The 20,522-nt window shown below is 62.4% G+C and carries 24 protein-coding genes and 1 pseudogene; 21 read left to right on the forward strand and 4 right to left on the reverse strand.

All coding sequences use genetic code 11. The features are described from left to right. Positions 1-12: 12 nt before the first annotated feature. Positions 13-1,473 (forward strand): protein adenylyltransferase SelO, encoded by a 1,461-nt coding sequence (locus tag K7A42_RS17990; RefSeq protein ID WP_282455854.1) that lies wholly within the window; start codon positions 13-15, stop codon positions 1,471-1,473. Between the two features lie 143 nt (positions 1,474-1,616). Here K7A42_RS17990 and K7A42_RS17995 read toward each other — a convergent pair whose 3' ends face one another. After that, on the reverse strand, positions 1,617-2,717 hold the full coding sequence (locus K7A42_RS17995; RefSeq protein ID WP_004440717.1) for a saccharopine dehydrogenase family protein: 1,101 nt from the start codon (positions 2,715-2,717) through the stop codon (positions 1,617-1,619). A 123-nt stretch (positions 2,718-2,840) separates the two neighbouring features. On the opposite strand from K7A42_RS17995, the gene K7A42_RS18000 reads away from it, so the two are divergent. After that, complete coding sequence (locus tag K7A42_RS18000; protein ID WP_004440719.1) at positions 2,841-3,272, forward strand: Lrp/AsnC family transcriptional regulator; 432 nt, start codon at positions 2,841-2,843, stop codon at positions 3,270-3,272. 232 nt (positions 3,273-3,504) lie between these two features. On the opposite strand, the gene K7A42_RS18005 is transcribed toward K7A42_RS18000, so the two are convergent. After that, positions 3,505-3,873: a winged helix-turn-helix transcriptional regulator gene (locus K7A42_RS18005; RefSeq protein ID WP_037091555.1), complete on the reverse strand. Its 369-nt coding sequence runs from the start codon at positions 3,871-3,873 to the stop codon at positions 3,505-3,507. Between the two features lie 143 nt (positions 3,874-4,016). Between K7A42_RS18005 and K7A42_RS18010 the strand changes: the two genes are divergently transcribed. Then, a complete protein-coding gene (locus K7A42_RS18010; RefSeq protein ID WP_282455661.1) occupies positions 4,017-4,856 on the forward strand; it encodes an SDR family oxidoreductase in 840 nt (279 codons plus the stop codon). Between the two features lie 23 nt (positions 4,857-4,879). Here K7A42_RS18010 and K7A42_RS18015 read toward each other — a convergent pair whose 3' ends face one another. Beyond that, positions 4,880-6,520 (reverse strand): alpha/beta hydrolase, encoded by a 1,641-nt coding sequence (locus K7A42_RS18015; protein WP_172873953.1) that lies wholly within the window; start codon positions 6,518-6,520, stop codon positions 4,880-4,882. 340 nt (positions 6,521-6,860) lie between these two features. Here K7A42_RS18015 and K7A42_RS18020 point away from each other — a divergent pair, with 340 nt between their 5' ends. From K7A42_RS18020 to K7A42_RS18070, 11 genes are all read left to right on the forward strand, one after another. After that, positions 6,861-7,388, forward strand: a complete 528-nt coding sequence (locus K7A42_RS18020) for a hypothetical protein (RefSeq protein ID WP_282455662.1) — start codon at positions 6,861-6,863, stop codon at positions 7,386-7,388. Next, entirely contained in the window at positions 7,385-8,644 is a 1,260-nt protein-coding gene (locus K7A42_RS18025; RefSeq protein ID WP_282455663.1) for a DNA-packaging protein, read from the forward strand. Before K7A42_RS18020 ends, K7A42_RS18025 begins: the two co-directional genes overlap by 4 nt. Before the next feature lie 557 nt (positions 8,645-9,201). Then, the gene (locus K7A42_RS18030; RefSeq protein ID WP_282455664.1) at positions 9,202-9,840 is read left to right on the forward strand and encodes a hypothetical protein; all 639 of its coding nucleotides are present in this window, start codon (positions 9,202-9,204) and stop codon (positions 9,838-9,840) included. Positions 9,841-9,898: 58 nt separating this feature from the next. Next, positions 9,899-10,207 carry a Dabb family protein gene (locus K7A42_RS18035; RefSeq protein WP_034496266.1) on the forward strand — a complete coding sequence of 103 codons (309 nt, stop codon included), beginning with the start codon at positions 9,899-9,901 and terminating at the stop codon, positions 10,205-10,207. Between the two features lie 239 nt (positions 10,208-10,446). Further along, the gene (locus tag K7A42_RS18040) at positions 10,447-11,613 is read left to right on the forward strand and encodes a phage portal protein (RefSeq protein ID WP_004440739.1); all 1,167 of its coding nucleotides are present in this window, start codon (positions 10,447-10,449) and stop codon (positions 11,611-11,613) included. Between the two features lie 188 nt (positions 11,614-11,801). Next, positions 11,802-12,122: a DUF6107 family protein gene (locus tag K7A42_RS18045; protein ID WP_003509186.1), complete on the forward strand. Its 321-nt coding sequence runs from the start codon at positions 11,802-11,804 to the stop codon at positions 12,120-12,122. 28 nt (positions 12,123-12,150) lie between these two features. Next, entirely contained in the window at positions 12,151-12,741 is a 591-nt protein-coding gene (locus K7A42_RS18050) for an HK97 family phage prohead protease (protein ID WP_282455665.1), read from the forward strand. Positions 12,742-12,772: 31 nt separating this feature from the next. Further along, the gene (locus K7A42_RS18055; protein WP_282455666.1) at positions 12,773-14,041 is read left to right on the forward strand and encodes a phage major capsid protein; all 1,269 of its coding nucleotides are present in this window, start codon (positions 12,773-12,775) and stop codon (positions 14,039-14,041) included. Positions 14,042-14,211: 170 nt separating this feature from the next. Then, positions 14,212-14,781 (forward strand): head-tail connector protein, encoded by a 570-nt coding sequence (locus K7A42_RS18060; RefSeq protein WP_112553516.1) that lies wholly within the window; start codon positions 14,212-14,214, stop codon positions 14,779-14,781. 3 nt (positions 14,782-14,784) lie between these two features. Further along, entirely contained in the window at positions 14,785-15,126 is a 342-nt protein-coding gene (locus K7A42_RS18065; protein ID WP_006700095.1) for a phage head closure protein, read from the forward strand. Beyond that, the gene (locus K7A42_RS18070) at positions 15,123-15,518 is read left to right on the forward strand and encodes a DUF3168 domain-containing protein (RefSeq protein WP_004440751.1); all 396 of its coding nucleotides are present in this window, start codon (positions 15,123-15,125) and stop codon (positions 15,516-15,518) included. The genes K7A42_RS18065 and K7A42_RS18070 overlap by 4 nt, the downstream gene beginning before the upstream one ends. Before the next feature lie 6 nt (positions 15,519-15,524). Here K7A42_RS18070 and K7A42_RS18075 read toward each other — a convergent pair whose 3' ends face one another. Continuing rightward, positions 15,525-16,724, reverse strand: a complete 1,200-nt coding sequence (locus K7A42_RS18075; protein ID WP_037091718.1) for an MFS transporter — start codon at positions 16,722-16,724, stop codon at positions 15,525-15,527. A gap of 89 nt (positions 16,725-16,813) precedes the next feature. On the opposite strand from K7A42_RS18075, the gene K7A42_RS18080 reads away from it, so the two are divergent. The 7 genes and pseudogenes from K7A42_RS18080 (at position 16,814) to K7A42_RS18110 (ending at position 20,511) form a co-directional block, all read left to right on the forward strand. Then, a complete protein-coding gene (locus K7A42_RS18080) occupies positions 16,814-17,221 on the forward strand; it encodes a phage major tail protein, TP901-1 family (RefSeq protein ID WP_045532416.1) in 408 nt (135 codons plus the stop codon). Continuing rightward, a complete protein-coding gene (locus tag K7A42_RS18085) occupies positions 17,221-17,580 on the forward strand; it encodes a gene transfer agent family protein (RefSeq protein WP_004440758.1) in 360 nt (119 codons plus the stop codon). The genes K7A42_RS18080 and K7A42_RS18085 overlap by 1 nt, the downstream gene beginning before the upstream one ends. Then, positions 17,577-17,822: a rcc01693 family protein gene (locus K7A42_RS18090; protein ID WP_082074340.1), complete on the forward strand. Its 246-nt coding sequence runs from the start codon at positions 17,577-17,579 to the stop codon at positions 17,820-17,822. The genes K7A42_RS18085 and K7A42_RS18090 overlap by 4 nt, the downstream gene beginning before the upstream one ends. A gap of 44 nt (positions 17,823-17,866) precedes the next feature. Continuing rightward, on the forward strand, positions 17,867-18,448 hold the full coding sequence (locus K7A42_RS18095; RefSeq protein WP_045532414.1) for a phage tail tape measure protein: 582 nt from the start codon (positions 17,867-17,869) through the stop codon (positions 18,446-18,448). 113 nt (positions 18,449-18,561) lie between these two features. After that, a pseudogene (locus K7A42_RS18100) lies at positions 18,562-19,199 on the forward strand (TIGR02217 family protein). Beyond that, entirely contained in the window at positions 19,196-20,080 is an 885-nt protein-coding gene (locus tag K7A42_RS18105; protein ID WP_282455667.1) for a DUF2163 domain-containing protein, read from the forward strand. The pseudogene K7A42_RS18100 and the gene K7A42_RS18105 overlap by 4 nt, the downstream one beginning before the upstream one ends. Next, positions 20,077-20,511, forward strand: coding sequence for an NlpC/P60 family protein (locus K7A42_RS18110; RefSeq protein ID WP_282455668.1), 435 nt, complete (start codon positions 20,077-20,079; stop codon positions 20,509-20,511). Before K7A42_RS18105 ends, K7A42_RS18110 begins: the two co-directional genes overlap by 4 nt. The last annotated feature ends 11 nt before the right edge of the window (positions 20,512-20,522 follow it).

Below are 20,522 nucleotides of genomic sequence, written 5' to 3' on the forward strand. Positions count from 1 at the left end.
AGTTTATCCGTGATGAAATTTGACAATTCCTATGCCCGCCTGCCGGAGCGTTTCAGCGCCGCGGTGCTGCCGACGCCGGTAAAGGCACCGCGCCTCATCGCCTTCAACCGTGGGCTTGCCGACGAGCTTCGTCTCGACGTCACCGGCCTTGACGATGAAAGGCTGGCGGCGATCTTTTCGGGCAATGTTGTGCCTCAGGGAGCCGAACCGCTGGCCATGGCCTATGCCGGCCACCAGTTCGGCGGTTTCGTGCCGCAGCTGGGCGATGGCCGCGCGATTCTTCTGGGCGAGGTGATCGACAGGAACGGCAAACGGCGTGATATCCAGCTCAAGGGCTCCGGCCCGACGCCGTTCTCGCGCAGGGGTGACGGGCGCGCCGCGCTTGGCCCTGTGCTGCGCGAATATATCGTATCGGAAGCGATGTTTGCGCTGGGCATTCCCGCAACCCGGGCGCTGGCGGCTGTCCTCTCCGGCGAAAGGGTGCAGCGTGAAGTCGGCCTGCCGGGCGGCGTCTTCACCCGTGTCGCGGCAAGCCACATCCGTGTCGGCACGTTCCAGTTTTTCGCCGCGCGCGAGGATGACGAGGCAATCAGGAACCTCGCGGACTATGTGATCGACCGTCATTATCCCGAGGCGAAAGAGGCGGATAATCCCTATCTCGCCCTGCTGCAGGGGATTGCGCAACGGCAGTGCGACCTCATCGCCCGCTGGATGATGGTGGGCTTCATCCATGGCGTGATGAATACCGACAATATGGCGGTCTCCGGGGAGACCATCGATTTCGGCCCCTGCGCCTTCCTTGATGAATATAATCCCAACAAGGTCTTTTCCTCCATCGATGCGCAGGGCCGTTACGCCTATAACAACCAGCCCGGCATCGCCCAGTGGAACATCGCAAGGCTGGCGGAATGCCTGCTGCCGCTGCTCGATCCGCAGGTGGAAAAGGCCGCTGAACTCGCCAATGGGGTTCTCGCCGATTTCGCTGCCGCCTTTCCCAAACGCTGGCTTACCGGCATGCGCGCAAAACTTGGCCTGACGGCGGAGGAAGAGGGCGATATGGATCTGGTGCAGGGGCTGCTGGCGCTGATGCAGGCATCGGAGGCGGACTATACGCTGACCTTCCGTCGTCTTTCGCATGCCGTCAATGGCGACGCCGAGCCATTCCGCGGCATGTTCATCGATATTGCGGGCGCGGACGAATTTCTCGCCCGTTGGCGGGAAAGAGCCGGTCGGGAGGGAATTCCCGATTCCGAAAGATCGGCGGCGATGCTGTCAGTTAATCCCGCCATCATCCCACGCAACCACCGCATCGAGGAACTGATCGAGGCGGCAGTGGAGGAGGATGATTTCGAGCCCTTTCACGCCATGCTGAAGGCGATTGCGGCGCCCTTCGAGGAGCAGCCGGACAATTTCGTCTATATGCAGCCGCCGATGAGCCATGAGCGGGTGTTCAGGACGTTTTGCGGGACGTGACGACCTCACCGTCATGCCGGACTTGATCCGGCATCCAGCCGACGCGCGTCTGCGCGGCGAATAGAGTATTTCCAGCCCAAGGACTTGGGCTGGCTGGATACCGGCTCAAGGCCGGTATGACGGAATAATCTGAGGCCGGTAACTCACCCCACCCGAGCCAGCGGCTCATGTGCACCATAATACCGGCCGAACCGGTTATCGAGGAACTTGGGCAGATCCACTTCCTCCTGCCGCACGAAGCCCTTCTGCGGCAGCGTGCCTTCGGCAAGCAGATCGAGAACCGTGCAGATGCCTGAGGCGGTTGTGATCTGGATGGCGCTCATCATCCGGCCGGAAACGGGGCCGGCATAGACCTTGTTGGCGTAGGTTTCCTGCAGGAAGCGGCCGTTGCGGGTGCCGCAGACGGTAACGAAGACGATGACCACATCCTGCATGGTGCCGGGAAGGGCGTTCTCGAACAGGTCCTTCAGCACATCGCGGCGATTGCGCAGGTTGAGATCGTTCAACAGCGCCTTCATGATCGCCACATGGCCGGGATAACGGATGGTGCGGTAATTCATCGTCCGCACCTTGCCTTCCAGCGTGGCGCAAAGCGTGCCGAGACCGCCTGACGTATTGAAAGCCTCATAGGTGACGCCATCGAGCGAGAATTCTTCACGCTCCTCAAGCGCCGGAACGGCGGTGAGGCGGCCTTCGACGATCGCTTCGCAGGGCTCGATATACTCGTTGATCAGCCCGTCCGTGCTCCAGGTGAGGTTGTAGTTGAGCGCATTGGACGGATATTGCGGCAGGGCGCCGACGCGCATACGCACGCTGTCCAGCTTGTCGAACTTGCCGGCAAGATCGGCGGCGACGATGGAAATGAAGCCGGGCGCGAGGCCGCATTGCGGGATGAGCGCCGTCTCCGCCGTTTCCGCCAATGCCTTGACCTTGCGGGTGGATTCCACGTCTTCGGTCAGATCGAGATAATGCGTGCCGACGGCAACGGCCGCTTCGGCAATGCCCGCCGTCAGGTGGAAGGGGGCGGCCGAAAGCACGGCGAACTTGCCTTTTAGCAGTGCTTCCAGCGCAGGCCTGTCCGTGATGTCGACGATCTCGGTGTCGACGCGTTCGTGAGCAGGCACATTGGCCAGCTGGTCGGCCGAGCGATCGGCAACCGTGATGCGATAATCGCCTGTGGCAGCCAGCATCCAGGCGATGGCCGAGCCGATGTTGCCCGCACCTATGACGACGATGTTTTTCATGTTTTGTTCCCCGCAGAAAAATTCTTAGGGCACAATCATATTGCGGTTTCACTGCGATTCGGAGCTTCACTATGTGCAGATCGCTCGTTATTATTGAACGATAAGACGACAGGATTGATCACTATGACGATCACTGACAAGGACCGGGCGCTGCTGGCGCTGCTTTCCGAAAATGCCCGCATGCCGGTGGCGGAACTGGCGCGCAGGCTCGGCCTCTCGCGCACCACGGTGCAGGCCCGCATCGAGCGCCTGGAGGCAGACGGCGTGATCGCGGGTTATGGCCTCAGGCTTTCGGAAAGTTATCTTTCCGGGTTGGTGCGCGCGCATGTGCTCATCACCATCGGGCCGAAGGCTCTGCCGGCGGTGACTGCGGCGCTTGCCGCCATCAAGGAAGTGACGACGCTGCATTCGGTGAGCGGCACATTTGACCTGATCGCCATTCTGGCCGCCCCTTCGATCCTCGATCTCGACCGGCTGATCGACCGTATCGGCGCGCTCGACGGAGTAGAGCGCACGCTGTCATCGATCATTCTGTCGACGCGGATCTCGCGGTAGGAAGCGTTTGAAAGAGTGGAAGATAAGCGAAACCCACTTCCGTCATGCCGGACTTGATCCGGCATCCAGTCGCTGCGCGTCTGCGCGGGGAACAGAGTCTTTTCAGCCCATGGACTTGGGCTGGCTGGATACCGGATCAAGTCCGGTATGACGGAAGCGATGGTCTGCAAAACGAAACAACAAAGGAGCTTGCCACTCCTATGTTTCTCTCGCTACCCGAAAGCGAAGCCGTCTAAACCACCGTACGCTCATCATAAGCCCTCTGTGCCGCCATCACCGCGTCCATATTGCCCTCCGCCCAATGGGCAAGCGCCGCCACGGTGTCCGTCAGCGTGCGCCCCAGCGGCGTCAGTGAATATTCGACTGTGACAGGAACCGTTGGAAAGGCCTGCCGCGAAATCAGCCCGTCACGCTCCAGCTTCTTCAGCGTCTGCGACAGCACCTTCTGCGATATGCCCTTGATCTCGCGCCGTAACAGGTTGAAGCGAACGGCATCACGCCGCAGCTTGTCGAGGATCAGCAGCGCCCATTTGTCGGCGATCCTGTCGAGCACCATGCGTGTCGGGCAGCGGTCCTCATAAACGTCATAGATATTTGCCATCGATTTCACCCTGTTGTTTCAAGGCCATACCGGTTTCCGCGAGGAAACCAGCTAACCGAAAAGTGCTCTCTTTTCATGATTTCTCTAACGCAGTATCTGTGTTTTCGAAACATGGTTTCCATTAGATACTAAGGAGATTTGAGATGGCAGGCAAGATACTCGTAATCGGTTCAACCGGCACCATCGGCACGCCGCTGGTCAGGGCACTGGTGGCCAAGGGCGAAAGCGTGAAGGCGGCGTCGCGCAGCGGCAGGGCGTCGGACGGCGCGGAAGGGGTGCGTTTTGATTATACCGACGCATCGACTTATGCGGATGCCTTCGACGGTGTTGACCGCCTGTTCCTGCTTCTTTCCGGCGGGCGTCTGGATGCCATCGACGCGCTGACGCCCGTTGTCGAGGAGGCCGCGCGCTGGAAGGTGAAGATCGTGTTCCTCAGCGTTCTCGGTGTCGATGCCGACGATTCCATTCCCTATCGCCAGATCGAGCTGAAAATCATCGCGTCAGACACGCCTTACGTCATCCTGCGTCCCAACTGGTTTGCCGATAATTTCCACAGCTACTGGAAAGCCGGCATCGACCACGGCCAGATCGCCGTTCCGGCGGGCGAGGGCAAGTCGAGCTTCATCGATGTGCGCGATATCGCCGATAGCGCCGCCGCCGCGCTGACATCCACGGCCTTTGACGGCAAGGCCTTCAATCTGACCGGACCAAGGGCAGTTGGCTACGGCGAAGCGGCAGCACTGATTTCGCAGGCTATCGGCAAGCCAGTGTCTTATGCCGCCGTTTCGGACGAGGTCTTTATCGGCATCCTCACGGGTGCAGGCGTGCCGCAGGACTACGCGTCCTTCCTCGCCTCGATCTTCCATCCCGTTCGTGAGGGCTGGACGGCGGTGGTGACCGGCGACGTGGAAACGCTGACCGGCCATGCGCCGCGTTCGCTGGAGACCTATATCGCCGACAATCTGGACCGGCTTAAAGGCTGAGACTCAACGAGAGCCCGCCGCGCTTAAGCCGGATCCGTGGAGCCGCGGCGGGCCTTGAAGAACATCTTCAGCCGCTGGATATCCTCGGCATTCCAGCCCTGCGGCGCCGTTACCTCCGTCCAGGCATCGATGTAATGTTCCGGCGCATAGACATGGCCATATCCGATCGGCGCCGTGGTGGCGGCGGCAACATCGAGGCCGAGCTGCAGCAGGGTGACGACCGGGAACCAGCGGAAGGATGTGGAAACGTCTGGCCCGTGATGCACCATCCATTGCGGCCGCCGGTAAAGCGAGGCGGCTTCGAAGAAGGTGATGGGGTCGCTGGCATATTGCAGATAAACGATCCGCATCGGCCCCCAGGTCGCATCAGGCATATGCGCGGTGGTATATTGGTTGGCGAAGCGGATGACGGAGGAATCGCGGAAACGCGGCAGCCATTCCGGCGTACCCTTCACCCGGCCATTGGTGGCCATGCGCCATGTCGGGCTGGAAAAAGGAGGGCCGCTCCACAGCGCGCCCTGAAAGGGGTCGGAGAGCACATCGTAAAGATCGGAGGACTTCTGCGAGTTGAGCGAACCGAGGCTCAAGCCGTGCAGATAAAGCCTCGGCCGCTTTTCCTTCGGCAAGGTGGTCCAGTAGCCATAAACGGCTTCAAACAGAGCGCGCGCCGTCTCGACGCCGTAATCCGGCTCCGTCAGCAAGGCTATCCAGCTTGAGAGATAGGAATATTGCACGGCAACGCTGGCGATATCGCCGTCATGCAGATACTCGACGGTATCGAGCGCTTCCGGATCGATCCAGCCGGTGCCGGTGGGGATGACCACCAGGAGCACCTTGCGTTCGAAGCCGCCGACACGTTTCAGTTCCTCAAGCGCCAGGGATGCCCTTTCATCCGGGGTCGAGGCGGAGTTCAGGCCTGCATAGACCCGGAGCGGCTCCTTGGACGGGCGGTGGGTGAAGGCGGAGATGTCTGCGCTACGAGGGCCTTCAGCGACAAATTCGCGGCCGCGACGGCCGAGCGATTCCCATGTCATCAGCGAGGCGCTGCTGCCGGTCTTGAGCGAATCGGACGGGCGCGGCACATCGGGTTCGATCAGCGCATCCACCTGTTTCAGCGAGGAATCGGCAAATCTTAAGCCGATGTCGAAGATCAGCCCGTTGAGCAGCATCCAGGACAGAATGATGGCCGCGGCGATGCCGAGCACATTGGCCAGCCGGCGCGGCAGGAAATGCCGGCTGCGCGTCGCAAAGAAACGGCGGATCAGCTGGAACAGCCGGCCGGCGCCGATGAGAATGGCAGCCACCAGTATGGCGATGGCGCCTGTCTTGGTGGGGTGCGCGCTGGGGAGCGGATCGAGCTCCATCAGCACGCGAATGGAGTTCTGCCAGTCTTTCGCCTGCCACAGAAACGCAATCGCCGTAATCGCGGCGGCAAGCGCAATGAGAAACCGAACGCCGCGGACATTATGACGCGAGGGTTCAGGCAGCTCCAGATAAGCCCAGATCGCATGAAGGGCGACGCCGATCATGTAACCGATCGCGAAAGAAAACCCGCACAGCACACCTTGCATCAGCCATGTTCGCGGCAGGAGCGATGGTGTGAGAGAAGCGCAGAAGAGAACCGTGCCAAAGACGATGCCGGTTGCCGAAAGACCCGCAAACAACCGCTCAACCCATTGTTTTACCAACTTGACTTGTCCCTTCTGCTCACCGCCTGGTGCTAAGTGTAATATGTGACGGACGAGGGTGCAAATCCCGTGATCAGGATAAAAATCACAGAAATAGGAAAATAATCCTTTACACCGTGACGGTGGTTTGATAGTGTTTGGCTATAGTCGGAGATTTGCGGCTGAACGGCAATGGTTGTCCTTGGGACTGCCCGTAGCGCTTTCTTCACCACCACGTTCCTGTGCTTGTCACAGGAATGAGGGTGAGTGAGGTGCAAGCAAACTTGCCTTGTTCGCGGCCCCTCTTTATTTGTTCTTTCTCTCGCAGGCCAATCCCATGACAACGTCCAGCAATTGCGATCCGGCGCTCTACAGCGTCTGGCCGGAAACGCCCGCCTATGCGGCTGACGACATGCCGGAAGCCGCGCCCGAGACGAAGTCGCGGGCCGACAGGCTGGCCGCCGAAGATGCGGCGCGCAACGGCAGCCTGCGGCAATTGCTGAATGACCTGACGGAGGAGATGCGCGAGCAGTTCTGCCTGTACCGCAATCTTCGCCAAGTGAGCGAAGCGGCATTTCTGGCGACGGCGGAGGATGCTTCGGGCAAGCTCGCGCGCGCCGATGTGAAGGCTGCGACGGACCAGCTGTCGCTGATCGTTCGCACGCTGGAGCGGATCGACGCTTTGCAACGGGTGCTGGCGGAAGAAAGGGAAGCTCTTTTCAGCGAAGACGAAACCGATGTCGGGGACTACGAAGCGGCGGTGGCGCATTTCCTCAATCGCATCGATGAACTGGCTGAACAGAAATGCCGCGCAAAGATGGCAACCGATCCCGCTTGCAGCCCCTTCGCAGAAACCGATACATGACGGATATGTCGACCGGACCCCATCTGCCGGCGCAGGTCTTCAATCTTCTGCGCGACTGGCGCTTCATCGGCAACCTGCCGCAGCAACCGCCGGAGGGCGACTGGCGGACATGGCTTCTGATCGGTGGACGCGGATCCGGCAAGACCCGCGCCGGGGCGGAGTGGGTTCACGCCGTCGCTTCCGCCGGCAGGCAATCGGATTTGCGCATCGCGCTGGTTGCCGAAACGCTGGGTGACGCCCGGGAGGTTATGATCGACGGCATTTCCGGCATTTGCCGTATTGCCCGCCGCCATCGTCCCGCCTTCGAGGTGTCGCGTCGGCGGCTGCTTTGGCCCAACGGGGCGATGGCGCAGGTGTTCTCATCGGAAGACCCGGAAAGCCTGCGCGGGCCGCAGTTCCACATGGCCTGGGCGGATGAGCTGGGCAAATGGAAATATCCACAGGAAACCTGGGACATGCTGCAGTTCGGCCTGCGTCTGGGTGAATTGCCACGACAGCTGGTGACGACCACGCCACGGCCCATTCCATTGCTGAAGGCGCTTCTGGCCGATCCTTCGAGCCGGGTGGCCCGGATGCCGACGGCCATGAACGCGCGGAACCTTTCGCCCGGTTTTCTGAAAGCCATGCAGGACCGCTACGGCGGCACGCGGCTCGGCCGTCAGGAAATTGGCGGCGAGCTGATCGATGAGCGCGAGGGCGCGTTATGGAAACGCGCCGATCTGGAAGCGATCGTTGAGGTTGCGGCTGCGCCGCTTTCGCGGATCGTGGTGTCGGTTGATCCGCCGGCCGGCAGTGGTGAAAATTCCTGCTGCGGCATCGTCGTGGCGGGACTGGGCATGGCCGGGCGTCTCACGGTGCTTGCGGATTGTTCGGTGGAAGGCGAGACGCCGGCCGGCTGGGCTCGCGCCGTCGTCGCCGCCTTCCGCTGCCACGAGGCTGACCGCGTCGTGGCAGAGGTCAATCAGGGCGGCGAGATGGTGCGCGCCATGCTGCAGAGCGTAGACGCCAACCTGCCGCTGACGCTGGTGCGGGCAAGCCGCGGAAAGTTCGCCCGCGCCGAACCGGTCGCCGCGCTCTATGAGCAGGGGAGGGTGCGCCACGCCGCGCGATTTGAAAAGCTTGAGGACCAGATGACGGATTTCGGACCGGAAGGCCTGTCGACCGGGCGCTCGCCGGACAGGCTGGACGCACTCGTCTGGGCGATCACTGCGCTGACGACGATGGTGACCAGCGAACCGAAGGTTCGGGGGATGTGAGACGGTGATTTATTGGCTCCAGGGACCTAGATCCAATAACGCCTCAAGCGTGCCGCCTGTTTCTCCTCCCGTTGGGCAGAAGGACCGCAACGCGGGATGAAGAGGCAACGGTCAAGATGTGCCGCGAGAGCATGGATGTCAGGACCTTGCCCCGTCATCTGACCCTTGGGGCCATCTTCTCCCCGGCGGGGAGAAGAAAAAGTGAAGGACCCGCCCGATTTCGGACGTCGGGCAAATATTATTTCTTCGGAGATTGCGCCGGCTTCGGCTGGGAGCCGGTTTCACGCATCTGGCGCCACTCGTTTTCGAGACGGTCATAAACGGTCTGGGGGATTGTCGCTGTCATGGTGGCATTCCTCCTTGAATGGTTAACGCTGCAGGATTGCGCGGTAAATGGAGTTAGCGCGCTAAGGTTCCGGAATTCAAGGAATTTTTTACTCCAAAACCCCGGTCCGAGGATTAAAATCGATTAAGGTTTTTTCAAATCGATTTAGTCCTGACGGACGTCAGGGGTCATGAACCCCAAGTCATATCAAGTGTCATATCAGGAGCAGGCCATGGTCTTTGACGAGGCGCGATTCGTCGCGTCGGTGCGGAAATCCCTGTTCGGCGGGCGGCTGCGCATGGCGCAGCTTGCCGGGATGAAGACGATCCTGTCGGGCTTTGCGACGGCGCTGCCCGGCGGCGATCCCCGGTGGCTGGCTTATATGCTGGCGACTGCTTTCCACGAGACCGCGGCAACCATGCAGCCGGTGCGCGAGACTTTGGTGACAACCGATGCCGAAGCGATCGCACGGCTCGACCGCGCCTTTGCCGCCGGCCGTCTGCCGATGGTCCGCAGACCCTACTGGCGGCGTGATGCGGAAGGGAAAAGCTGGCTGGGACGTGGCTTCGTTCAGCTGACCCATCGCCGCAATTATGAGACCATGTCGGTGCTGACCGGGGTGGATCTAACCGGCCGCCCCGAGCGCGCCATGGAAGCGGACGTGGCGACGGCTATCCTGATCCAGGGCATGGTGGCCGGCGGCTTCACCGGCAGACGTCTTGCGGATTTCTTCGGTGCAGAGCGCGAAGACTGGGATGCGGCGCGCGCCATCATCAATGGCAGCGACCGGGCCAGCCTGGTGGGCAATTATGGGCGCGCATTTCATCGGGCGCTTCTTGCGGCGCGGATTGAACCGGCGCGGCCCAGGTGATAACCCGTTACGCAGCGCCGAGAAGGCCGCCTTCGAATTTCGCATGACAGGTGACACCGTGATCCGCCATATCGTCTTTTTCACCGTTCCCGAGGAAAACCGCGACGCCGTCCGCAAGGGCCTTTCCGGCCTTACCGCGATTCCGCATGCGCTGACGCTGGAAATCGGCGAGAATGTGAAGAAGGACCAATGGGGCAATTCCGTCGATTTCATCGTTTATGGCGAGTTCGAAAACGAGGCGGCGCTGGCGGCCTACAAGGCCGATCCCGCCTATGATCTTTCCACCCGCACGGTGAAGCCGCTGCGGGAAACCCGCGTCGCCGCCGATTTCGACAGCGATACGGCAGTAAAAGCACCGATCCGGTAACGGTTCGGTTCAGCTTAGCAAGTGACGGGCATCTGCCCGTCGTCTGCCGAGAGCCGGCGAAAAAAATCTTTTTCCGTTTGGGCTTTGAGTCCCGGTATCCCTTATTTCTGTGCCTGTCGCAGGAAACCAGCCGACGCGTGTCTGCGCGACGACAAGACTCTTTTCGGCCCAAAGAGCTGGGCTGGCTGGTTCCCTGTGACAAGCCAGGGATGAGGAACATCACAAACAAGGACACCGTCATGCGATTTCCCTTTTCCCTGCCGCGCAAGCGCCCGGCGGATGGCAACGCCATGCCCGAAAACCGGAAAATGGCTGGCGGCTTCATGGCCGTGGCCATGCAGGGCGGGCAGGCCTTCTGGTCCGGCCGGTCCTATGCCGCGCTTGCCCGTGAGGGTTTCATGAAGAATCCCGTAGCCCACCGGGCTGCCCGCATGGTGGCGGAAGCGGCCGCGTCGGTGAACTGGCTGCTTTACGACGGCGATGACGAGATAGGCGATCATCCGCTGCTGGCGCTTCTGGCGAGGCCGGGCGCGCACATGGGCGGGCCGGATTTCTTCGAGGCGCTTTATGGCCACCTCATGCTGGCCGGAAACGCCTATGTCGAGCCGCTTGTGATCGGCGGGCGGCTGCGTGAACTGCATCTTCTCCGGCCTGACCGGCTCAGCATTGTCGAAGGGCCGGATGGCTGGCCGGCGGCTTATGATTACCGCGCCGAAGGCCGGGCCACGCGGCGCATCGCCGCCGAGCGGGACGGGCTGGGGCTGCTGCATCTCAAACTGTTCCATCCGCTGGATGACCGGGTGGGGTTCGCGCCGCTCGCCTCCGCCGGCGCGGCGCTTGATCTTCACAACGCGGCCAGCCAGTGGAACAAGCGCCTGCTCGATAATTCCGCCCGGCCTTCCGGCGCGCTGGTCTATCAGCCGCGGGAAGGCGGCAATCTTTCCGCCGAACAATATGAACGGCTGAAGCGCGAGCTGGAGGAGGGCTATCAGGGCGCCATGAATGCCGGCCGGCCGCTGCTTCTGGAGGGCGGGCTGGACTGGAAGGCGATGGGACTATCGCCGCGCGACATGGACTTTCTGGAAGCCCGCAACGGCGCGGCCCGCGATATCGCGCTCTCACTCGGAGTACCGCCAATGCTGATCGGCATTCCCGGCGACAATACCTATGCGAATTACCAGGAAGCAAACCGCGCCTTCTATCGCCTCACCGTGCTGCCGCTCGTCAACCGCACGGCGGCGAGGCTTTGCGGCTGGCTTGCGCCGATCTTCGGCGTGGGCCTGCGACTGGAAGCCGATCTCGATCGGATTGCCGGGCTCGCGGGCGAGCGGGACGCGCTCTGGACACGCATCGGCGCAGCCTCGTTCCTGAGCGACGAAGAAAAACGCGAGGCCGTCGGTTATTGAAGGGACGGCGTTTGCTTTCGCTTTGACGGTTCAAGCATTGTCTGAAGAAGCGGATTCTCTTTGTGAGCTCATCCGTCCAAGCGATTCCGAAGATTCGTAAAATCACCCGGTGCAGGCGCGCAGGAAGCGGCTGCGTGCGACGCGGCGCGTCCGCCCGATGACAACATCCTAGAACGGAATGATTACCCATGTCTGAATTCGCCAATGAGGCCGGCATCTGGGCCGCCCGCATCACCGGCGCCGTGGCGGGCGCGGGTGTATCGCTCGTTTATCTCCTGCCGAAAAGCAAGCGCGAGGCCGCGAGCCGTTTTATCACCGGCGTCTCCTGCGGCATGATCTTCGGCGGGCCTATCGGCCTGTGGATCGTGCAGCAGCTTGATATTGCCGGTGCGCTTTCGGGTCGCGAAATCATGGTGGCGGGTTCCGCCGCCGCCAGCATGGGGGCCTGGTGGGGGTTGGGCGTGCTGGTGCGCATCGCCGACCGTTACAGCGCCCGCCCGCGCGCCTGATATTCCCCTCACATCGCAGGAGTTACCCATGCACGCCTATCGCGGGCCGCGTCCCGCCACGCGTAAATTCGCCAATCTGGAATTGCGCGGCATTGCCGGCGACGGCACTTTTTCCGGTTACGCCAGCGTCTTTGGCGAGATCGATCTCGGCCGCGATGTGATCGAGCGCGGCGCCTTCCGCCGCTCCATCGAGGAGCGCGGTGCGTCCGGTATCCGCATGCTCTACCAGCACGATCCGGCCCAGCCTATCGGCGTCTGGCGCACCATCCGCGAGGATGAGCGTGGCCTTTATGTCGAGGGTATCCTCACGCCCGGCGTCGCCCGGTCGAGGGAAGTCCATTCGCTGATGAAGACCGGCGCTCTGGACGGGCTGTCCATCGGTTTCCGCACGGTTCGTTCGAGTAGGGAGGGGCGTTCCGGCAAGGCGGCCCGCGCCAGCGTCCGGCGCATTCTGGAGGCCGATCTCTGGGAGATCTCCGTCGTGACTTTTCCGATGCTTCCCTCGGCTCGCGTCTCCGATGTCAAGCATGCCCGCTTCTTCCGCGACCGCGACACCGAACTGGTGCGCAGCATGCGCCGCGCCGCCCGTTCGCTTTTCGATACCGCCTTCAAACGCTGATTTCCGGACAAACCGCAACAAGGAAAACCACATGACAGAGCAGACAACGACACCGGCCCCGATGACGGTTGCGCCGCAGTTGAAGGCCGTCCCCGATACGATGACGGCCGCCTTCGACGAGTTCATGGAGGCCTTCGAAGCCTTCCGTGAAACCAACGATCAGCGGCTTGCCGATATCGAGCGCAAGATGGTGGCTGATGTCGTGACCCGCGACAAGCTCGACCGCATCGACAGGGCGCTCGACGACAACCGCAGGCTCATGGACGATCTGGCTTTGAAGAAGGCGCGGCCCGCGCTGGGCCGGAAGGACGCGCTGTCGCAGGATGCCGAAGAGCACAAGACCGCTTTCGAGGCCTATATCCGCCGGGGCGAGGAAGCCGCGCTGCGCGATCTCGAGGCAAAGGCCTTTGCCGGCTCGGCCGGGGCGGACGGCGGCTTTCTTCTTCCGACCGAGACGGATGGCGAGATCGGCCGGCGCATGACGGCGATTTCGCCTGTCCGGGCGCTCGCCACGGTGCGACAGGTTTCCGCTGCCGTGCTGAAAAAACCCTTCGCCGCCGGCGGGCTCGCCACCGGCTGGGTTTCGGAAACGGCGGCGCGCCCGGAAACGGCGACGCCGAAACTGTCGGAGCTTTCTTTCCCGACCATGGAGCTTTATGCCATGCCTGCCGCCACCCAGGGCCTGCTGGACGACGCGGCGGTCGATATCGAGGCGTGGATCGCATCCGAGGTTGACATCGCATTCGCCGAACAGGAGGCGGCGGCTTTCGTTGGCGGCGACGGCATCAACAAGCCCAGGGGGGTCCTCGCCTATACGACCGTTGCCAATAACGACTGGAGCTGGGGCAATATCGGTTATGTCGCGACCGGCGTATCGGCGGGCTTTTCCTCCGCCGGTCCCATGGACGTGCTGCTCGACGCCATCTATGCGTTGAAAGCCGGCCATCGCCAGAACGGCACCTTCCTGATGAACCGCAAGACGCAGGGTGCGCTTCGACGCTTCAAGGACACGACCGGCGCCTATCTTTGGCATCCGCCGGCTGCCGTCGGTCAGCCCGCCTCGCTGATGGGCTTTCCGGTGACGGAAGCCGAGGACATGCCCAATGTGGCGGCCAACAGCTTCGCCATCGCCTTCGGGGATTTCCGCGCCGGTTACCTCGTTGTTGACCGAACCGGCGTCCGCATCCTGCGCGATCCCTATTCGGCCAAACCCTATGTGCTTTTCTACACCACCAAACGCGTGGGCGGCGGCGTGCAGAATTTCGAGGCGATCAAGCTGGTGAAGTTCGGGGTGAATTGAACCTCGACGGTGCCGCGCGTTTCTTCTCCCCGCCGATGCCCGACAGGGCAGATGAGGGGGCAAGCTCACGGTTTACCCCCACCCTTGCCCCCTCAACCCGCTGCCACGACCTTCTCCCGGCGGGAAGAAGGCGAAAGACGCAGCCGCTCGCCCTAATCTCCGGAGACCCCATGACCTATGCCCTCATCCATCCGCCGCAGGCGGAGCCGTTGACCCTTGCCGACGTCAAGGCGCATCTGCGTCTCGACAGCGGTGACGAGGACACCTTGCTTGCCGCGTTGATACGCGCGGCCCGCGAGCATCTGGAACGCACCACCGGGCTGTGCCTCCTGCGCCAGACCTGGCGGCTTTATCTTGATCGGTGGCCCGAAACGGGCGTGATTCTGATTGGCAAGACGCCGGTGCAAGCCATCGAAACGATTCTGGTTTTCGACGGGCAGGGGCACGCGGCAGACATCACCGCCACCGAAAAGCTGCTCGACGGCGCGGCGTGGCCGGCACGGCTGTGGCTGCGCGAACCGCCGGCCCCGGAACGGGAGCTGAATGGCATCGAGATCGATTTCACCGCCGGTCATGGCGAGGCCGCGACGGATGTGCCCGATACGCTGAAACGCGCCATGCTGATGCATGTGGCGCAGATGTTCGCCTTTCGCGGCGCCGTCGCGCCGGAAAACCAGCCGGCCGCCGTTCCGGCTGGTTATGAGCGGCTGGTGTCTCCTTTCTGCCGTCTGGGGCTTTAGGCCATGAACCTCGTCTTTCTTGATCCTGGCAGGCTGACGGCGCGACTGGAACTGGAAGTGCGGTCGGAAACGCCTGATGGACAGGGCGGCGCCGCCGAAAGCTGGAAGGCCGTGCGCGCGTTGTGGGGCGCCATCGAACCGGTTTCCGAAGCCTCGCACGAGCGGGCTTCGGCCGAGGGGGCGACGATTACCCATCGTGTCTGGCTCGCCTGGCGCAACGACATCGACATCGGCACCGGGATGCGCTTTCGCAAGGGTTCCCGCATCCTCAACATCCGAACGGCGATGGATCCTGACGAAACCCGCCGCTTCATCGTCTGCCGTTGCGAAGAGGAAGACCGATGAGCGCCGCGAACCCGCTTCTTCAGGCGATCGTCGCAAAGCTCGCTGGCGATGCCGAATTGGCAGACCTCAACCCCGGCGGCATCGTCGACCGGCTTCTGACGCGTGGCCTTTTGCCATGTATTGTCTTCGACGAGGTCGAGACCCGCGATTATTCGACGGCGACGGAAAGCGCGGAGGAGCATTTTCTGACGCTGCAAATCTGGGGTGATGCCAATCGCCGCAGATCCACGGGTGAGATCGCCGCAAGGGTAAAAGCTCTGCTTGATGATGCCGCGCTGCCGCTCGTCGGCTTTTCGCTCGTCAACATGCACATGCTGTCCAGCCGCTCCCGCCGTGAGGCGAAGTCACGGAACTTCGTCCTTGAAATGCGGTTCAGGGCGGTAACGGAATGAAGGGCCCTACGCTTTCTGGCCGGCCACGGTTTTCCACAGCAGGATCAGCAGCAGCAGCGAAAGGGTGATCAGGATGGAAGCGATGCCAAGCATCGCCGCCACACCGCCGCGATCGAGCGCCATGCTGAAAATGACAGGTGCAAAGGCGATGGCTAGATTTTGCGGAAGCGAAATCCGTGCGGCCTGAAGGCCGTATTGCTGCGGAGAAAACACTGCAAGCGGCAGAACGGCGCGGCTGACCGTCAGCACACCCGCGCCAAACCCGAACAGGGCGATGAAGCCGGCAAAGGCTGGTATGGCCGGAGAAAAGACGAGCAGGACCAGAAAGGATGTCAGCAGAAGACAGAGGCCGATCAGGCAGGTGATGAAGGGATTGCCGCGTTTTCCCAGCAGGAAATCTAGCCCGCGCGCGGTAATCGCCAGCACGCTGCGCACCGATGCCAGCTGGATTGCGAGCGCTTGCGATGCGCCTGAATGCACGAGAAGCAAAGGCAGAAGCGGCGAGAAGCCAAAGGCGGTGAAGGCACTGAGCGTGGTCATTGCCGCCAGAAGCAGGAAGGCGCGCCGCGTATCCAACGGCGAGGCCGGGATTTCACCAGGATGCGGGCGCTGGCCTGGATTGCCGCCCTTTCTCTTCGGAAGAACGAAGAGGTAAAGCGGCAGAAGCAGGAACAGCTGCAGACAGCCGTAGAGGATGAGGGTGCCGCGCCAGCCGAGATGCTGCTCCGCAAAGGCTGTAACGGGCAGGAACACGGCCGCCGAAAGGCCGGTAAAGACCATCAGCAGCGTCAGGGATCGACCGCTTTCCGCCCCGACGCGCTCCACCACGGCGGTGTGTGCCGCCGTTGTCAGCCCGCACGCGCCGGCAAAGCCCATCACCGCCCAGCCCAGCAGATAGCTTGTCACGCCGCCTGCAAAAGCAAGCAGCGCAAAGCCGCAGGCAAAAAGCAGGGTGCCGCTGACCAGCACCGGCGCTGCGCCGTGGCGCACAAGCATCCGCCCGAGCAGCGGCCCGCAAAGCGCACTGATGGTCATCATCACGGTCAGGCCCGCAAAAACGACTTCGTTGGCGATGGCGAGTTCGCTGCCCATTCGTGGACCGAGAATGGCCAGCATGTCGAAACCGGAACCCCAGCTGACGACCTGCCCAAGCGCCAGCACGCCGATAAGGCGTGTACGGAACGTCGGGGAAGCAGCATCGGACATGGCAAGATCGCACAATGCGAGGGCAAGGAACATTTTTGGTCGCAGGCCCGCAACACCCTGCAACCGCAATCGAAACGGAAGGAAACAGGATGGTGGCGCAGAAGGGCAAGGATTTTCTGCTGAAATTCAACAGTGCCGGAACATATGTCACTGTTGCCGGGCTCAGAACGCGGCGGCTGGCCTTTAACGCCCAGGCGGTGGACGTTACCGATGGGGAAAGCGTCGGGCGCTGGCGCGAGTTGCTGGCGGGTGCCGGCGTGCAAAGGGCCGCGCTGACGGCGTCAGGCATATTCAAGGATGCGGCGAGCGATGCGCTCGTGCGGGGCGCGTTTTTCGCGGGCACCATTCCCGGCTGGCAGATCGTCATACCCGATTTCGGCACGATTATCGGGCCGTTCCAGATCGTGGCGCTGGAGTATTCCGGCCGTCACGATGGCGAAGTGCAATTTGAGATCGCGCTGGAATCGGCCGGTCTTTTGACCTTTGGAGCGCTGTGATGCCGCAAGGGTTGCGTTACGGGCGGGCGAACCGCCATCGCGGCGAGATCGAAGCGCTGTTCGACGGCGAAAGGCGCATATTGTGCCTGACGCTCGGCGCGCTTGCCGAGCTCGAAACCGCCTTCGAAGTCGATGACCTGACAGCGCTCGCCGAACGTTTTGCGAGCGGACGCATGAAGGCCACCGACATGATCCGGGTGATCGGCGCGGGGTTGCGGGGCGCCGGCAATGTTTTTTCGGATGAGGATGTTGCCAGCGCCACGGTGGAGGGCGGCATTGCCGGCCATGCCGCCATCGTCGCCGAACTTCTGACCGCCACCTTCGGCGGTTTGAAAGGGGAGACGCCGCGGGACCCCTGAATGCCGCAGCAGGCGATGCGACGCCGCGCCCCTTTCCCTGGGATGCGGTTCTCCATGCGGGTTTCTGCCTGCTGCGGCTTTCTTCCGAAGTCTTCTGGCGGCTGACGCCCAGAGAGTTTTTCGCCATGACGGGCGGCGTGCGCTCCGGTTCACACTGCCCCGATCGACAGGAGATGGAGGCGATGATGCGGCGTTTTCCCGACAGGGACGCATCCGATCATCGTTTCGCGAAGATGTTTTAATTCAAACACTTGAAGCTCCAGTTTGAATCGGAAAGGCAGGTACGATGGCGGGTGAAGGATCGATCGCGGAAAATCGGGAGGAGGCGGAAGCCCTGTCCGAAGTGATGGGCGATCTCGAACGCCGCTCCGAACGGTTCGGAGTGGCGCTGACGTCTGCACTGCAGGCGGCAGTGACAGGCGGCAAAGGGCTGGACGATGTGCTGCGCGGCCTTGGGCAGCGGCTGTCGGGCATCGCGCTTTCCGCCGGGCTCAAACCCTTTGAGGCCATGATTGGCAATGCCGTCGGCGGGTTGTTGAACGGCGGCGGCTCGCTCTTCGCTTTCGCCGATGGCGGGATTCCGGGGCGCAGCGTCACGCCTTTCGCCGAGGGTGGTGTCGTCTCCAGCCCGGCGTTTTTTCCCATGGGCGGCGGGCTTGGCCTGATGGGAGAAGCAGGGGCGGAAGCCATATTGCCTCTGAAGCGCGGCCCGGATGGTGCACTCGGTGTTGCGGCGCCTTCCGCCGGCGGCGGGTCCCAGATCATTTTCAACGTCACGGCGACGGATGCGGCAAGCTTCCGCAAAAGCGAAGGCCAGATTGCCGCAATGCTGGCGCGCAGCGTCGGGCGCGGCCAGCGTGGATTGTAATATGCAGACCTTGTCCCTGTCCCGACCGGCCTGCCGAGCGTGGACAAACCGCGAAGAATGAGGGCCTGCGGCTGGCACCCCCCGAACAGCGAAATGAATCCAGGAACAACGACATGGTAGCATTTCATGAAGTGCGGTTTCCGCTGCGGCTGGCGCTCGGTGTGAGCGGCGGCCCGGTGAGACGGACCGACATCGTCAATCTTTCCAATGGGCGGGAAAGCCGCAATCAGCGCTGGCGAAATGCCAGGCGTGCCTATGACGCCGGCTCGGGCATCCGCTCGCTCACCGATCTCTATGAGGTGCTGGCCTTTTTCGAAGCGCGGCGCGGCGAGCTTTACGGCTTTCGTTTTCGCGATCCCGTGGACTTTAAATCCTGCCCGCCGGGAGACACGCCGGCATCGACCGATCAGAGGATCGGCGTGGGTGATGGCGTCACGGTGCGGTTTCAACTGGTCAAGACCTATGCCGATGCGGGTGGCTTCTTCACCCGCCGGGTGGAAAGCCTGCCGAGGGCTCCGTCCTCGTATCGGTCGAGGGTGTGCCCGTATCCGCTTCGGATGTGTCCTGCGATTACGCGACCGGTATGGTGACATTTGGTTCCGGAAAGGTTCCGCCCGCCGGTGCGGTGGTCAGTGCGGGCTATGAATTCGATGTACCGGTACGGTTCGCGACCGACCGCATCGACATCAACCTCACCGCCTTCGAAGCCGGGCGAATTCCCGCCATTCCGCTGATGGAAGTCCTGCCATGAAAACGATCGCTCCCGCCCTTGCCGGGCATCTTGAAAGCGATGCCACGACCACTTGCCATTGCTGGAAAGTGACGTTGAAGGATGGCGCCGAAATCGGCTTCACCGATCATGACGAGGCGCTTTTCTTCGCCGGCACGGCCTTTCTGGCCGCCAGCGGTTTTTCGGCCAGCGATAATGACAGCGAAACCGGGCTCGGCGCCGGCGCAGGTGAAGTGGCAGGCGGTTTTTCCAGCGAGGCGATTTCGGAAGAGGATCTTGCCGCCGGCCGTTTCGACGGAGCGAGAGTGGAGCTTTACCTCGTCAACTGGCAGGCTTCGGAAGAGCATGTGCTTCTCTCCCTGCGCGAGATCGGCGACGTAACCCGGGCGGGCGGGTCCTTTCGCGCCGAGCTGCGCAGTTTCGCCCATCGCCTCAGCCAGCCGCAGGGGCGGGTTTATGGACGGCGCTGCGATGCCGCGCTGGGAGACGCACGCTGCGGCGTGGCTCTGGCGCGGTTCACCGGCAATGGCCGGGTGGTGGCGGTGGACGCGGCCGGCAATCTCGTCGCAACCGGGCTCGATGCTTTCCCGGATGGTTTTTTCAACGGGGGAAAGGTGCGTTTTCTCACCGGTCCGCTTGCCGGGCGCGGGTTCGATCTCGATGGCCATGAGCAGCGCAATGGCGGCGTGCTTCTTTCTTTCTGGCTTCCACCGGATGAGGCGCCGTTGCCGGGAGACAGCTTTTCCGTCACGGCCGGTTGCGACAAGAGCTTCGCCACATGCAGGCATACATTCGCCAATCAGCTGAATTTCAGGGGCTTTCCCCATCTTCCAGGGGCGGATTTCGCCTATTCTTATGCCAGCGGCGGTCACATCCACGACGGCGGGGCCTTGTTCCAATGAGCGAGACGGGAGACAAGGTGCTGGCGCTGGCCGAGCCGTGGATCGGCACACCCTATCGGCATCAGGCGTCGCTAAGGGGCGTTGGCTGCGATTGTCTCGGCCTGATCCGAGGCGTCTGGCGCGAACTCTACGGCAGCGAACCGGAACTTCCGCCGCCCTATGCGCCTGACTGGGCAGAGCGCTGTGGTGAGGACCGGCTGACGGCGGCCGTGCAACGGCATTTTCCCGGCGTTTCGGGCCTGGACGGGGCAAAGCCCGGAGACCTGCTGCTGTTCCGCTGGCGGGCCGATGCGGCGGCCAAACATCTCGGCATCCTCGCGGAATCCCGGCATTTCATCCACGCTTATGAGCAGGCGGCGGTGGTGCGTTCCGCCTTGGTGCCATGCTGGAAACGGCGCATCGCCGGCATTTTCCGCTTTCCCGATCCCTGAGATTTTTTGAG

The sequence above is a fragment of the Agrobacterium sp. InxBP2 genome (assembly GCF_026191755.1).
Taxonomy (GTDB): domain Bacteria; phylum Pseudomonadota; class Alphaproteobacteria; order Rhizobiales; family Rhizobiaceae; genus Agrobacterium; species Agrobacterium pusense.

What these genes read in the sequence shown, in the direction of transcription:
- K7A42_RS17990 (WP_282455854.1), top strand. Translation starts at nt 13, where the DNA reads ATGAAATTTGACAATTCCTATGCCCGCCTGCCGGAGCGTTTCAGCGCC.
- K7A42_RS17995 (WP_004440717.1), bottom strand. Translation starts at nt 2,717, where the DNA reads ATGAAAAACATCGTCGTCATAGGTGCGGGCAACATCGGCTCGGCCATC.
- K7A42_RS18000 (WP_004440719.1), top strand. Translation starts at nt 2,841, where the DNA reads ATGACGATCACTGACAAGGACCGGGCGCTGCTGGCGCTGCTTTCCGAA.
- K7A42_RS18005 (WP_037091555.1), bottom strand. Translation starts at nt 3,873, where the DNA reads ATGGCAAATATCTATGACGTTTATGAGGACCGCTGCCCGACACGCATG.
- K7A42_RS18010 (WP_282455661.1), top strand. Translation starts at nt 4,017, where the DNA reads ATGGCAGGCAAGATACTCGTAATCGGTTCAACCGGCACCATCGGCACG.
- K7A42_RS18020 (WP_282455662.1), top strand. Translation starts at nt 6,861, where the DNA reads ATGACAACGTCCAGCAATTGCGATCCGGCGCTCTACAGCGTCTGGCCG.
- K7A42_RS18025 (WP_282455663.1), top strand. Translation starts at nt 7,385, where the DNA reads ATGACGGATATGTCGACCGGACCCCATCTGCCGGCGCAGGTCTTCAAT.
- K7A42_RS18030 (WP_282455664.1), top strand. Translation starts at nt 9,202, where the DNA reads ATGGTCTTTGACGAGGCGCGATTCGTCGCGTCGGTGCGGAAATCCCTG.
- K7A42_RS18040 (WP_004440739.1), top strand. Translation starts at nt 10,447, where the DNA reads ATGCGATTTCCCTTTTCCCTGCCGCGCAAGCGCCCGGCGGATGGCAAC.
- K7A42_RS18045 (WP_003509186.1), top strand. Translation starts at nt 11,802, where the DNA reads ATGTCTGAATTCGCCAATGAGGCCGGCATCTGGGCCGCCCGCATCACC.
- K7A42_RS18050 (WP_282455665.1), top strand. Translation starts at nt 12,151, where the DNA reads ATGCACGCCTATCGCGGGCCGCGTCCCGCCACGCGTAAATTCGCCAAT.
- K7A42_RS18055 (WP_282455666.1), top strand. Translation starts at nt 12,773, where the DNA reads ATGACAGAGCAGACAACGACACCGGCCCCGATGACGGTTGCGCCGCAG.
- K7A42_RS18060 (WP_112553516.1), top strand. Translation starts at nt 14,212, where the DNA reads ATGACCTATGCCCTCATCCATCCGCCGCAGGCGGAGCCGTTGACCCTT.
- K7A42_RS18065 (WP_006700095.1), top strand. Translation starts at nt 14,785, where the DNA reads ATGAACCTCGTCTTTCTTGATCCTGGCAGGCTGACGGCGCGACTGGAA.
- K7A42_RS18070 (WP_004440751.1), top strand. Translation starts at nt 15,123, where the DNA reads ATGAGCGCCGCGAACCCGCTTCTTCAGGCGATCGTCGCAAAGCTCGCT.
- K7A42_RS18075 (WP_037091718.1), bottom strand. Translation starts at nt 16,724, where the DNA reads ATGTCCGATGCTGCTTCCCCGACGTTCCGTACACGCCTTATCGGCGTG.
- K7A42_RS18080 (WP_045532416.1), top strand. Translation starts at nt 16,814, where the DNA reads ATGGTGGCGCAGAAGGGCAAGGATTTTCTGCTGAAATTCAACAGTGCC.
- K7A42_RS18085 (WP_004440758.1), top strand. Translation starts at nt 17,221, where the DNA reads ATGCCGCAAGGGTTGCGTTACGGGCGGGCGAACCGCCATCGCGGCGAG.
- K7A42_RS18095 (WP_045532414.1), top strand. Translation starts at nt 17,867, where the DNA reads ATGGCGGGTGAAGGATCGATCGCGGAAAATCGGGAGGAGGCGGAAGCC.
- K7A42_RS18105 (WP_282455667.1), top strand. Translation starts at nt 19,196, where the DNA reads ATGAAAACGATCGCTCCCGCCCTTGCCGGGCATCTTGAAAGCGATGCC.
- K7A42_RS18110 (WP_282455668.1), top strand. Translation starts at nt 20,077, where the DNA reads ATGAGCGAGACGGGAGACAAGGTGCTGGCGCTGGCCGAGCCGTGGATC.